11 protein-coding genes are annotated in these 13,787 nt (G+C 45.6%); 2 read left to right on the top strand and 9 right to left on the bottom strand.

Translation table 11 applies throughout. The annotated features are described in order from the left end of the window. Positions 1-49 precede the first annotated feature (49 nt). The 4 genes from MUB50_RS10635 to MUB50_RS10620 form a co-directional block, all read right to left on the bottom strand. Positions 50-970, bottom strand: a complete 921-nt coding sequence (locus tag MUB50_RS10635; RefSeq protein WP_118625349.1) for a sugar phosphate isomerase/epimerase family protein — start codon at positions 968-970, stop codon at positions 50-52. After that, positions 967-3,075, bottom strand: coding sequence for a cytidylate kinase family protein (locus MUB50_RS10630; protein WP_118625347.1), 2,109 nt, complete (start codon positions 3,073-3,075; stop codon positions 967-969). The genes MUB50_RS10635 and MUB50_RS10630 overlap by 4 nt, the downstream gene beginning before the upstream one ends. Before the next feature lie 45 nt (positions 3,076-3,120). Continuing rightward, complete coding sequence (locus tag MUB50_RS10625; RefSeq protein ID WP_118625345.1) at positions 3,121-3,954, bottom strand: sugar phosphate isomerase/epimerase family protein; 834 nt, start codon at positions 3,952-3,954, stop codon at positions 3,121-3,123. Positions 3,955-4,156: 202 nt separating this feature from the next. Then, positions 4,157-5,161, bottom strand: a complete 1,005-nt coding sequence (locus MUB50_RS10620; protein ID WP_118625343.1) for a Gfo/Idh/MocA family protein — start codon at positions 5,159-5,161, stop codon at positions 4,157-4,159. A gap of 594 nt (positions 5,162-5,755) precedes the next feature. On the opposite strand from MUB50_RS10620, the gene MUB50_RS10615 reads away from it, so the two are divergent. Then, positions 5,756-7,039 (top strand): O-acetylhomoserine aminocarboxypropyltransferase/cysteine synthase family protein, encoded by a 1,284-nt coding sequence (locus MUB50_RS10615; RefSeq protein ID WP_118625431.1) that lies wholly within the window; start codon positions 5,756-5,758, stop codon positions 7,037-7,039. A gap of 289 nt (positions 7,040-7,328) precedes the next feature. Here MUB50_RS10615 and MUB50_RS10610 read toward each other — a convergent pair whose 3' ends face one another. Together MUB50_RS10610 and MUB50_RS10605 are read right to left on the bottom strand one after the other, a co-directional pair. Further along, entirely contained in the window at positions 7,329-8,339 is a 1,011-nt protein-coding gene (locus MUB50_RS10610) for a GGGtGRT protein (RefSeq protein WP_015525727.1), read from the bottom strand. Positions 8,340-8,379: 40 nt separating this feature from the next. Beyond that, positions 8,380-9,072: an iron-sulfur cluster assembly scaffold protein gene (locus MUB50_RS10605; protein WP_015525726.1), complete on the bottom strand. Its 693-nt coding sequence runs from the start codon at positions 9,070-9,072 to the stop codon at positions 8,380-8,382. Positions 9,073-9,318: 246 nt separating this feature from the next. Between MUB50_RS10605 and MUB50_RS10600 the strand changes: the two genes are divergently transcribed. Next, positions 9,319-10,056: a TraX family protein gene (locus tag MUB50_RS10600; RefSeq protein ID WP_118514902.1), complete on the top strand. Its 738-nt coding sequence runs from the start codon at positions 9,319-9,321 to the stop codon at positions 10,054-10,056. 123 nt (positions 10,057-10,179) lie between these two features. Here MUB50_RS10600 and MUB50_RS10595 read toward each other — a convergent pair whose 3' ends face one another. Genes MUB50_RS10595 through MUB50_RS10585 form a run of 3 tightly spaced genes read right to left on the bottom strand, consistent with a single transcriptional unit; the run spans position 10,180 to position 13,653 of the window. After that, on the bottom strand, positions 10,180-10,848 hold the full coding sequence (locus tag MUB50_RS10595) for a transferase (RefSeq protein ID WP_021651109.1): 669 nt from the start codon (positions 10,846-10,848) through the stop codon (positions 10,180-10,182). Further along, positions 10,845-12,896, bottom strand: coding sequence for a DNA topoisomerase (locus tag MUB50_RS10590; protein ID WP_244790930.1), 2,052 nt, complete (start codon positions 12,894-12,896; stop codon positions 10,845-10,847). Before MUB50_RS10590 ends, MUB50_RS10595 begins: the two co-directional genes overlap by 4 nt. 1 nt (position 12,897) lies before the next feature. Then, complete coding sequence (locus MUB50_RS10585; protein WP_015525722.1) at positions 12,898-13,653, bottom strand: formate/nitrite transporter family protein; 756 nt, start codon at positions 13,651-13,653, stop codon at positions 12,898-12,900. Positions 13,654-13,787: the final 134 nt, after the last annotated feature.

Here is a 13,787-nt window from a genome sequence, read left to right as displayed (position 1 = left end):
AGCTGCTCATTTATTGCAGCTTTCTTTCTGATCTGCCGCGATCACCCGATCATTTCCCCAGCAGTTCTCTCTCAATCCTCTCTCTTGCTTCCGGTGCCTGCTTATCCATCTTTTCCGGAAAACCAAACATGGAAACGCAGGCAATGTTATCGCCGCCGGCTTTCGGTGCATCCGGTTTCAGCTGCTTGCTGGCAAAATCCATTTCTCTCAATGTTTCAAAAATACCATCAAAATCCACATCTCCCTCACCCATTGCAAGATGCTGATGCACCGTCACATCCGCTTTTCCACGGCCATTCAGCCACGGCGGATTTAAAATGTACCTGCAGTCCATGGTCTGGTTAAAGGTATCCGCAAAAAGTACATGGGTCAGTTCATCTCCCGCATATTTCAGCATGGACCGCACATCACCTTTACCCTCATCGTAGAAGAAGCCGTGAGGAGAAGAATACACATAACCAAGGTTTGGAGAACGAAACGATTTCACCATATCACAGGTCTCATTATTCAACTCACAGAAATCATAAGGATGAGACTGGATTTCCACGCGGATGCCCTCACGCTCGATCAGCGGAAGCAATTCCTCCATGGATTTAAACCACATTCCATTGCAGATTTCCTGCTGGTTCGGATCACCCGAAAGTTCTGTATTGATAACCTTCACTCCCATATCTCCGGCGATCTGGATCATCCGTTTCCAGTTTGCAACTGCAAACTGTCTCTGTTCCTCCGTCGGACCAGACCAGCGATACACCACGATAAAAGAAGAAATCTCTACACCGGTTTCCCGCAAAGCCTGTCTGTATTCCCGCTCACACTCTTTTGAAAACAGTGGATGCTTATAGAACGGATTGATTCTCGGATGCGGGGACTGTTCAATATATTTATATCCCCAGTCCGCCACCTGATGGACCATACGGTTGATATCCATCTGTTTTGCAAGAACATCTACGTCAAATGCGATCTTCATGATGCATTCCCTCCTTTTTCCTCTTCTTTATTCCGGATATAATCCAGGATCAAACCGGCCGCTCCGGCTGCACCTGTTTTGGATACATTGATCACCATATCGTAACAATGAGGATCATCTCTGCGGATTCCGGTAAACTTCTCATAGTATTCATTTCGGATCTGATCACGTTTCTTCAGTTCTCCAAGAGACTGGCCTTTATAATATTCCTGCCCCTCTTTTTCCCGGTAATCATCATCTGCATAAACGAAAAAGCTGTATGTATGCGGCTCTCCACGAAGCACATAGTTGGCACATCTTCCCAGGAATACACCTGGTCTTCTCTCAGAAAGCTCACGGATGATCCGGCTCTGCACCTCAAACATCTGAACACCTGTATAATCTGCTGCCGCACCTGCCGATGAATGTCCATACGGAGAAAACGTAAGCTCAGAGTCCTCATAATTGTAGGAATCCAGATACTGCCTTACACTTTCCAGATCTGCTTTTTCCATACCGAACTTTTCTGCCATGAGGCAGATGATCTGACGATCATAAACCTTGCAGTCCAGTGCTTTTGCAACATCCTCGGCGATCTTTCTTCCACTGCTGCCATACAATCTTCCGATCGCCACGTTGATCCGGTTTCCGAAAACTGCCGGTGACGGCATGGACTGGATCTCACCCGGCACAGAGACGCTTTCATCTCCAGCTTCTCTCTGGATCAGTTCACGCATCATTTTGTCATAAACTTTGTCCAGCTGGTAGCATGCTGCGATCACAAACATCACTACCCAGATTGCTATCGGAACATACAGATAAAATCCCTTGATCACGCGGATTGCCTCTGCAGACTGCTCTGCCGCTGTCGCCTTTGTTCCGTCAAAGTATGCCGCGGAAAGAATTCCTCCCATGATAGCAGAAGTCAGTCCTGAACCGGCTTTCTGACCCATGCTCATAGATGAAAACATCAGCCCCTCCACACGCTTGCCTGTTTTCCACTGGCCATACTCAATAGCATCGCTTGGAAGAGAATACTGCACACCATAGAAAGGTGCGATTCCGATACCTCTCATGATACAGGTTACAACACCAAGCGAAACACTGGTAATATTCATCAGGAACAGAAGCTGTCCTGCAACGCCCAGGATGCAACCGGCACAAATGAGATTTCTTTTTCCATAACGGGGAAGCACCTTCGGCAGAAGGGCAATTCCTGCCACAGTTGCCAGTTTCTCAGCTGCAGAAAGAGGCATGACGAGGTCTACATTTCCAAGTACATACTGGCAGTAATAGGTAAGATCCGTTCCGATAATGATCTGATATGCGGTATAAAAGATCATCAGCCCCAGAGCGATAAGGAAATACCTATTGGTAACGGTTGCTTTAAATGCTTCCACAAAAGGAATATCTTCCTTTTCCTGTTTCGCTGCAGAAACACGCTCTGTACAGACCATATAAGTATTCACAAGTACACCGACAGAAATGATCGCATAACCGGCAGTTACCAGAATCCAGGCCATCTGCTGATTACCGGTAACATTTGCTACGATATTGATCAGCGGCAGCGTGAACGCAGTAATGATCATACTTGCCGTGATAGACAATACCATGCGGATGTTACAGATCACATCACGCTCACGGCGGTCACGGCTCATCAGAGAGCCCAGTGCATGGAACGGCTGACTGATAGCAGTGTATACAACCGTATTCATGATATTATAGGTAACAAAAGCATAAATGATCTTTCCCATATTTCCCATTGGCGGCATAGTGAACAAAAGCACCGCTGCCAGCGCATAAGGAACCGCAAGCCTTAAAATCCAGATCCTTGCCTTTCCATATCTGGAATGAGTCCGGTCGATAATAGTTCCCATCAGCACATCGGAAAATCCATCAAAAACACGGGACAATAGCATGATCATTCCTACCGCACCTGCTGATATTCCAACAACGTTGGTATAAAAATAGATCAGCAGAGTTGTAGTCATGGTATACATCAAGGTCAGTGCCGGATCGCCAAAACAGTATGCCAGCTTTTCCGACAACGGAACCTTGATGAATTCATTCAAGTCTTTCCCCTTCTGCTTGTAATTCAACAATTCAGGGATTCCCTTACCAGCCATAGTATCTACCTCCTATCGGTTTAAGGTCGGACCTTTCTGAATGAATTATCCGAAATATTTCTGTACAAAATCTCTGGTGACTTCTGCAGCTTTTTTCACGTTGTCCTCATGGCTCATTGCGTAGTACTCCGGACGGAACTCTTCGATAGTGCAAACGCCGTCAAAGCCGATCTCCTTCAGTGCAGCTGCGATTCCTGCATGATCCACAACACCCTCACCCGGCCACAGTCTCTTGTCGTCTCCGCAGGAGCCAAGCGGAAGATCCTCACAGTCATTTAAATGGTATGCAAAAATCTTCTTTCCATCCGCAGCTCTCAGGTCCTCAAGGCGGGAGCACATCTCATGGAAATGGAAGGTGTCCACAGTAACGCCTACATTATCTCTGTCTACTGCTTTTACCACATCATAGGCTGTTCCAAACTGGTTGATGGAGCAGTTCGGTGCACCGCAGAACTCCAGAGAAATTTTCATGTCTGCGCCAACCTTATCGGAAAGATAACGAAGACGTGCAACTGCTTCTTCTTTGATCTCACTGACAGATTTGTCTTTTACGTCGAAGCTCGGAACTGTGATCAGCATTTTCATTCCGATCGCTTTGGAAACCTGCAGGATAAAATCAACCTCTTCGTCGATTTCTTTTTCCCCTGCCTCATCTCTCTGGTTAAAGAAGATCAGAGTGTTATATGCCCATGGTTTCAGATGATGGTTCTTAAACCAGTCTGCAAGCTCTTCCAGTGTATGCTCTTTGAGATAATCCTTTACGCAGTCAAAACGGATCTCAATATAATCAAAGCCATATTTCTCACACATCTCCAGGTCTGCCATAAGAGACTGTCCTTTGCATTCCAGTGCAGTTGCTTCATTAAATCCTAATCTCATCTTCAATATCCTCCATATATTCTTACTTTTCAGCCAATTTTTCTGATCAATCTCACCGGCAGGTTTTCCGCCGCAGTTTCAACAAAGCCGAAGCGGAATCGGAGCCTGCCGGTAACTGCCGCCGCAGACTCATTGGGGAAGCCTGCAGCAATAAGTTGGTATGATAACTCACACTTGATGAGGGGGAGCTCGTAAAATATATTTATTTATAAAATTCCGGCTTCTCAACTGCTGTAACGATCTTCTCGATCTGTCCGGTTTCCTGCGCTTTTACAAGAGCATCTGCAGTGATCGCTGCCAGGTATCCATCCCATGCATTCGGTCCTGTGATCACTCCTGCCTCTGCGTTATCAACCCAATCCTGAACCTCTTTATCATAAGCGTCTTTAAATCTTACGAAGCAGTCTGTGTCAATAGCAGTGGACACTGCCGCATTCTTGCGGATAGACGGGTAAGCCGGCTGTGCCATTTTGAGTGCACCATCCTCGCATACAACTTCACAATTGATATCATATCCGAACTTGCAGTTTACAAATACTTCTACATCAATGCATACACCTTTTTTAGTACGAAGCATCATAATCTGCGGATCTTTCAGCTCAGAGTGGGAATATTTCGTCACTCTTGGCATTACTACCTGTGCTGATTCATACTCATCATCTACAAGCCAGTGAAGAACATCGATCTCATGGATTGCGGTATCGTGCACAGCCATTGGTGTGTTGTAATTGGTACCTACCTCCGGATTTCTGTGTGTACAGTGAAGGATCAGCGGCTCGCCGTACTCTCCTGTTGCAAGTGCTTCCTTGATCTGCTGGTATCCCTTGTCATAGCGTCTCATAAATCCAAGCTGGATGAGGTGTTTGCCGGCTGCCTCCTCTGCCTTTACTACTTTCAGGCAGTCCTCAGCAGTTGTACATAATGGTTTCTCACAGAAAATCCTCTTACCGGCCTCAATTGCCTGAAGAAGAGAATCTACATGTGCGAAGCCCGGAGATACGATAAATACTGCATCTACGTTCTCTGCATTGATGAGCTCCTTACTGTCTGCATAGACTTTTGCTCCGCAGATCTCGGCTGCTTTCCTGGCACTTTCCTCAAATACATCGGAAACAGCTACTACTTCTGCTCCCTGGATCTTCTCTGTCAGTCTTCTGATATGATCTCTTCCCATTCCGCCGCATCCGATAACTCCTACTCTTAACATTTTAAATTCCTCCGTTCATTTTTTTATTTTTTATTGTTTTCTGTTTTTGTGTTCTTTTTGATGATGTTATATTATCATTTTGTGCACGTGAACGCAATATCTTTTTTGTACAAAATTTCCATTTTGTTTTTATGCGATTTTCACCATTTGTTACTTTATTCACATATTTTGTTTGTTTTACAGTGTTTTTTCGGCATTTGCTCATATTTTCGAATCTATAAAATGACTTACTATGTTATTACGAACGTTGATCATATGGCATTTTATCATGTGCACCAGAACGCAATATTTCATTTCCCCTATAGCCTAGTAGAGTTTATGTAGAATATTGTTGTATTTCAACACATAAAGAGTTATACTTATATGTAGTTTTATTTAAAATACACAACTGTACTTTTCATATTTTATTTAGCCGAACTATAAGGATCAAAGCTTCTCTCAGAAATCCCTGAAACGCATAATACAGGAATGAAGTATCCGGAAATACAGGAAGCTTCCTTAATCCAGATCAATGGGGTATCCGCATCTGAAGCAGCAAACTTCCCTGATTCGGTTAAATTCATACGAAAAACACAGCAGAAAGGACTTATCCCTATGAGCGACTATAATTTAGAGACTAAATGTATCCACTCCGGCTATACCCCATCCAAAGGCGAGCCCTGTGCACTTCCTGTCTATCAGAGTACCACTTACAAATATGACACCACCGACGAAATGGGCCAGTTATTTGATCTGAAGGCAGACGGATATTTTTACACCCGTCTCCAGAACCCGACCAACGATGCCGTAGCCGCAAAGATCGCAGATCTGGAAGGCGGTGTTGCTGCAATCCTGACTTCTTCCGGACAGGCAGCCAACTTCTACGCAGTTTTTAATATCTGTGAGGCAGGCGATCACGTTGTTGCCGCTTCTACCATTTACGGAGGAACCTTCAACCTTCTTGCCGTCACCTTCAAGAAACTTGGCATTGACTGCACCTTTGTTGATACCGATGCAACAGAAGAAGAGATCGCTGCCGCATTTAAACCGAACACAAAGGTTCTCTTTGCAGAAACCATCGCCAATCCGGCTCTGGTCGTCCTGGACATCGAGAAATTTGCACACGTTGCACACCAGAACGGCGTGCCTCTTATTGTGGATAACACCTTTGCCACACCGGTAAACTGCCGTCCCTTCGAGTGGGGTGCAGATATCGTTACCCACTCCACCACCAAATATATGGACGGACATGCCGTTCAGGTAGGCGGCGCCATTGTCGACAGCGGTAACTTCGACTGGGATGCCTACGGCCATAAATATCACGGCCTGACAGAGCCGGATGAATCCTATCACGGCGTCATCTATACAAAGCAGTTCGGAAAAAAAGCTTACATCACTAAGGCTACTTCCCAGCTGATGCGTGATCTGGGTTCTATTCCGTCTCCGATGAACTGCTTCCTTCTAAACCTCGGTCTGGAAACGCTTCCGCTGCGTGTTGAACGCCATTGCTCCAACGCCCAGAAGATTGCAGAATACCTGAACGCACACGAAAAGGTTTCTCATGTAAATTACGCAGGACTTCCGGAGGATAAATATCACGCACTGGCTCAGAAATATATGAAGGATGGTCGTACCTGCGGCGTTATCTCCTTTGAACTGACCGGCGGCCGTGATGCAGCAGTCCGTTTTATGGATAGTCTGAAGCTTGCCACCATCGCAACTCACGTTGCCGCTTCCATCACTATGGTCCTTCACCCAGCCAGCCATACCCACCGTCAGATGAACGATGAGCAGTTGGTTGAAGCAGGAGTTTCTCCAGGAATGATCCGTCTTTCCATTGGTATCGAAAATGTGGATGATATTATCAAAGATCTGGAACAGGCACTGAAAAATGCATAAATAACCAATTCAAAAAAGAAGGATACATCTGCTCATGCATGATGTGTCCTTCCTTTTTATGATATATTTTCTCCGAATCTCAATTATGGCATTTCCGCAAATTACCTTCATCCTGTTCTGAGCGGCTTTCTTCTGGCGCATAAATTCCAAAAAAAATGTTAGCCACGTGTTCACTATTACTGTTTTTCCGCACTTTTTAAGAATATTTTGTTCTATTTTTCTCCAGGCACAAAGAAAGGCGCAAACCCTTGAGTTTGCGCCTTTTCCTATGCTTTTCAGCCTATGTGTTTTAGAACTTTCCAGCGTCAGCAGCTTCCTGTACGGAAACAGCTACAGCAACTGTCATACCAACCATCGGGTTGTTTCCAGCGCCGATAAGACCCATCATCTCTACGTGAGCCGGTACGGAAGAAGATCCTGCGAACTGAGCGTCAGAATGCATACGTCCAAGTGTATCAGTCATACCGTAGGAAGCAGGACCTGCTGCCATGTTATCCGGATGAAGTGTACGTCCTGTACCACCGCCGGAAGCAACGGAGAAGTATTTTTTACCTTTCTCGTTGCACTCTTTCTTGTATGTTCCTGCTACCGGATGCTGGAAACGAGTCGGGTTTGTGGAGTTTCCTGTGATGGAAACATCAACGCCCTCTTTCCACATGATAGCAACACCTTCCGGAACGCTGTTAGCGCCGTAGCAGTTAACTTTTGCACGAAGACCCTCGGAATAGGATTTACGGAATACTTCTTTAACCTCATTCTTATATGGATCATACTCTGTCTCTACATATGTAAAGCCGTTGATACGGGAGATGATCTGAGCAGCGTCTTTTCCAAGACCGTTCAGGATAACACGAAGAGGTTTTTTACGAACCTTGTTTGCTTTCTCAGCGATACCGATAGCACCCTCAGCTGCTGCGAAAGACTCATGTCCTGCAAGGAAGCAGAAGCAGTCTGTCTCTTCCTCAAGGAGCATCTTTCCAAGGTTTCCGTGTCCAAGACCTACTTTACGTGTGTCTGCAACGGATCCCGGGATACAGAAAGCCTGAAGGCCTTCTCCGATAGCTGCAGCTGCATCAGCGGCTCTTCTGCAGCCTTTTTTGATTGCGATTGCAGCACCTACTGTGTAAGCCCAGCAAGCGTTCTCGAAGCAGATCGGCTGAATGCCTTTGATCTGATCGTAAACGTTCAGTCCTGCGTCTTTAGTGATTTTCTCAGCTTCTTCGATAGAAGCGATTCCATAGCTGTTTAAAACAGAATTGATCTTGTCAATTCGTCTCTCATATGATTCAAATAAAGCCATTTCCTGTAACCTCCTGATATTTTTACCTTACGAAGTGTAATTACTCTTTTCTTGGGTCGATGATCTTAACAGCATCTGCAACACGGCCGTACTGACCTTTTGCTTTCTCCCATGCTGTGTTCGGGTCATCACCTTTCTTAATGAAGTCAGTCATTTTTCCAAGGCTTACGAACTGATATCCGATGATCTCATCGTTCTCGTCAAGAGCGATACCTGTAACATAACCCTCAGCCATCTCAAGGTAACGAGGTCCTTTTTTCAGAGTTCCATACATTGTACCAACCTGAGAACGAAGTCCCTTTCCAAGATCCTCAAGACCAGCTCCTACTGCAAGTCCGTCCTCGGAGAATGCAGACTGGGAACGTCCGTAAACGATCTGAAGGAAAAGCTCTCTCATAGCTGTATTGATTGCATCACATACAAGGTCTGTGTTCAGTGCCTCCATAACAGTAAGTCCCGGAAGAATCTCAGAAGCCATAGCTGCAGAATGAGTCATTCCTGAACATCCGATTGTCTCAACAAGTGCCTCCTGGATGATTCCCTCTTTAACGTTAAGGGAAAGCTTACATGCACCCTGCTGCGGAGCACACCAGCCAACACCGTGTGTAAATCCGGAGATATCCTTTACTTCTTTTGCCTGAACCCATTTTGCTTCTTCCGGGATCGGAGCGGCACCATGATGTACGCCCTGTGCCACTGGACACATTTCTTCTACTTCGCGTGAATAAATCATTTTAAAACTCCTTTCAAGTATAGATTGACCGATGTTATTGAGAAAAAAAGTTCTATAACACCCTACGGCTATTTTCTCACAAAACCTTTGTTTCGTCCAGTCATATTTGATAAAATTTTGCCATAAAACGCATAATATTGGTAGTTATTCCGGCAGCATTGCATGCCCAACTGTCAAATATTTCTGGCAACTACCGTATGTATGTGATAATATATTAGCAAGTTCGACCCGGGAGGTATATTTTTCATGAATGCATCTGTGGATTATGTTTTTCCAGAAAAATACCGTATTCTCAGCGGAAGCGCTCTGAAGATGATCGCGGTCATCACCATGCTGATCGATCATATCGGAGCTGTGCTGCTCAGTATGTATCAGCCCGCACAGAAAATCCTGTTTACGCTTTTCGGCAGAGAATATAACGTATATCTTATTTTCCGCGATATCGGCAGGGCTGCTTTTCCCATCTTCTGTTTTCTCCTGCTGGAAGGCTTCCGGCATACACGGAGCCGGTTCCGCTATGGAAGAAATCTTCTTTTTTTTGCACTGCTCTCAGAAATTCCGTGGAATCTGATGTTTACAAATACGCTGCGTTACGAAAGACAAAATGTGTTTTTCACGCTTTTCCTCGGATATCTGGCCTTTTGTGCCATCGAATATTTCCTGACCAGACCTTCGATGCAGCTTCTCTGCATCCTGGGACTGCTTGTTGTTTCCATTTTTCTGAAAGCAGACTATGGATGGCGGGGCTATATCTTCCTGCTGATCATGTACTATATGCGAAACGATAAACCAGGCCAGGCAATCCTCGGGAGCTGCTGGCTTTACTATGAATGGAGGGCCGCTTTTGCCTTTCTGTCCATTAACCTGTACAATGGAAAAAGAGGCTTCATCCGCGGAAAATCAGCAAAATATTTCTTCTACTGGTTTTACCCAGTCCATATTATGGGACTGGTCATACTCCGACAGCTTTTGTTTTTATCTTAATCCCGCCCTCTCCCTGTCGGTTCAGCCTTCCACAACCAATACCATTACATCCATCACCCCATCAAAAAAGGCTGCACTCTCTCAAAAGTGCAGCCTAAATGCATGTCCGGAAAAATCTGTTTCTTATTTTTTCTTTACGATCTCTTTTGCATTTTTATAAATGGAATCTGCAGGAACACATCCACGTACCGGTGACAGCGGGTAAATATTGGAATTCCGTCCGATCACAGTACCTGGATTCAACACAGAACCACATCCGACTTCAACATGATCTCCGAGCATCGCTCCGAATTTCTTAAGACCGGTTTCGATCTTTTCATCCCCGTCTTTTACGACAACCAGTTTCTTGTCTGATTTTACATTGGAACAGATCGATCCGGCACCCATGTGGGACTTATATCCCAGCACAGCATCTCCAACATAATTATAATGAGGAACCTGAACCTTGTTAAACAGCACTGCATTCTTAAGCTCTGTGGAATTTCCCACAACTGCGCCCTCACCAACGATAGCCTTGCCGCGGATAAATGCACAGTGGCGCACCTCGGCGTCTCTGCCAATGATAGCCGGTCCGGTGATACTTGCAGTCGGCGCAACTGTAGCGGATCTTGCGATCCATACATTTTCGCCTTTCTCCTCATATTCAGAAGGATCCAGTGTTTTTCCAAGCTTAATGATGAAATCTCCGATTTCCGGAAGAACCTCCCACGGATAGGTTTTTCCCTCAAAAAGTTCTGCTGCAATGGTCTCATTCAGATCCAGCATATTGCTGATAGTAAAATCTTTCATCATGATGATCTCTTTCCTCCCTGTCCGGAAGCTCGCTCCGGCTTCCTGTAGTTTACAGCGGCCGCATCAAAAAACTGCCGCAGGTTATACTGATAATTGCTTGCCTCCACCTGCCGGGTACGTACCCGCACAAAATGCTCCAGCTTGTCCATATATTCCTGTTCCGTGATGCTGCCCTCTGCCACATAAGTGAGTCCCTTTTCCCAGCTTGCCGTAAGCTCCGGGTTCAGAAGCTGCCGGATAGAACAATTTACCACATCAAAGATCATTTCCCCAAGAAGCGTCGGAGTGATCACCTGGGTCTTTTTGTTCAGTGCCAGATATTTAATGTTAAAAAGCTTCTTCAGGATCTCGGCACGGGTAGCACTGGTGCCGATCCCGCTTCCCTTGATCTGGGCTCGAAGCTCCTCATCCTCGATCAGCTGTCCTGCATTTTCCATGGCAAGGATCATGGAACCGGAATTGTATCGTTTGGGCGGTGAAGTCTCACCCTCCTTGATACTCAAACCGTTCACAGGAAGTATATCACCCTTTTTCAGCTTCTGCAACGCCTCCAGGAGCACAGTATCACAGGAAACCTCGTCTTCCTCTCCATTTCCGTTTTTCTCACTGTCTGAAGCCCTTTTCCGTGAAAAAGAATTGGTGGCTATCTTCAGATAGCCTTCTTCTTTGAGAACCTTAAAGGATGAAAAGAATGCCTCGCCGTCCAGCTTCGTCACAAGACTCACCTTCTGATAAACGGCCGGCGGATAAAAAATGCACAAAAATCTCCGTACAATGGTCTCGTACACACGCTGTGCAGTAAGAGACACACTTCCCAGCGCATTCAATCCCTGACCGGTAGGAATGATCGCATAATGGTCTGTGATCTGCTTGTCATTCACATATCTGGTCTTTGCAATACTTTTCCAGGATTCCATCCCCAGAACCTCTGCCGCCGCAGCACCGGCCTGCTGATAATTTCGAAGACCGGATATATTCTTGTATATCTCCTTGGCCACTGCCGTGGAAAGAACTCTGGCGTCTGTTCTCGGATAAGTCACCAGCTTCTTCTCATAAAGCTCCTGTACGATCCGGAGCGTCTCGTCCGGACTGATCTTAAACAGCTTTGAGCACACATTCTGAAGCTCCGCTAGGTTAAAAAGAAGCGGCGGATTTTTGTTTTCTTTTTTTCGTTCCACCTTTTCCACAATACAGGAAAGGGGCTGGTTCACCATCAGCTGATCGATCAGCATCTGTGCATGCTCTTTTTTCCTGAAGCCGTTTTCTTTATAAAGATACGGGGACTGGAAATACCGGCTGCCTTCCACAGCTCTCCATTCACCGTCAAAATTTTCGCCTGCAAGTCCAATACTGCCAAGGACACGGTAAAACGGTGTCTTTACAAAGACACGGATCTCCCGTTCTCTCCGCACCACCATGCCAAGAACACAGGTCATCACACGCCCAACTGCAATAGCCTGATATTTGGAATGGAGATAATTGGTGACACTGCTTCCGTAGCGCAAGGTCAGAACTCTGGAAAAATTGATTCCCATAAGATAATCTTCCTTTGCGCGGAGATACGCAGATGCTGCCAGATTATCATACTCCGAGATATCCTTCGCTTCACGGATCCCTCTTAATATCTCTTCCTCTGTCTGGGAATCGATCCACACACGTTTCTGGACTTTTCCCCTTACTCCTGCCATCTGGGCTACCAGACGGTAGATATATTCACCCTCACGTCCGGAGTCGGTACACACATAAATGGTATCCACATCCGGCCGGTTCAGCAGCCCTTTTACGATCTCGAACTGCTTTTTGACCCCGGGTATCACTTCATATTTAAATTCGCGCGGCAAAAAAGGCAGGGTATCAAAACTCCACCTTTTAAACTTGATATCATATTTTTCGGGATAGCTCATGGTAACCAGGTGTCCTACACACCAGGTTACCACAGAATCATCAGATTCCAGATATCCGTCTTTTCTCTGACCGTTGCTCTTCAAAGCCTTTGCAAATTCCTGTGCCACGCTGGGCTTCTCCGCTATGTATAAAGCCTTTGCCATACTATTTATCTGCACTCATCTTTCTAAGCGGCCATGCCAGAAGCACAGCTCCGCCAACTATATTTCCCAGTGTTACTATCACCATGCTTTTAAGCATAGCGCCGACAGACAATCCTGGCACCATACAGAATGCAACTGTAAAAATACCCATATTTGCAATACAATGCTCAAATCCGCTGACAACGAAACCTGAAATACAGATCACGATCATCAGGAACTTGCCTGACTCACTCTTCAGCTTAATGCCGCAGAGAACTGCAAGACAGACGAAGAAATTACAAAGTACCGCACGGAAAAACATCTGTCCTGCCGGAATACTCAGTTTTCCGTTTATAAATCCGGCAAAATAATCTGCTGTACCGGACGCTCCGGCACCTACAAAGATCAGCGCCAGGATCAGGCATCCCACAAAATTGCCGATGTAACTGATTCCCCAGACCTTTCCAACATCTTTCCATGATACGCTCTTGTCATACGCACCAAAAGCCATTACCAGATTGTTACCGGTAAACAGCTCTCCTCCTACCATTACGATCAGCAGGACCGCAATGGAGAACACGATGGCTCCAAGGAATTTCCCCCATTCCGGGAATGTCTTGGAAAATACATTTCCAACAACGTTACTGTAGATCATCGCCACATCAATAAAAAATCCGGCCATGATCGCCCGCATAAAGTATTTTCCGAAATTGCTGTTCAGTAAGTTTATCTTACCCTTCGCAGCGGTTGACAGTTTCTCTACATCCTCCCTGTTCATAAATAGCACCTCCACATATTTTTAGCAAGCGTGGCACTTTGTTGCTGCTTCTTTGTTCACAGCAACACGCTTTCCGGAAATCTGCTTGTTATATTGTAACACTTTACCAATTATTTAACAATAAAAATGCGAAA

This window comes from Blautia sp. NSJ-140 (assembly GCF_022868965.1).
Classification (GTDB): Bacteria; Bacillota; Clostridia; order Lachnospirales; family Lachnospiraceae; genus Blautia_A.
Note: the sequence above shows the minus strand (reverse complement) of the source record. Positions and strands in the feature narration are given on the sequence as shown.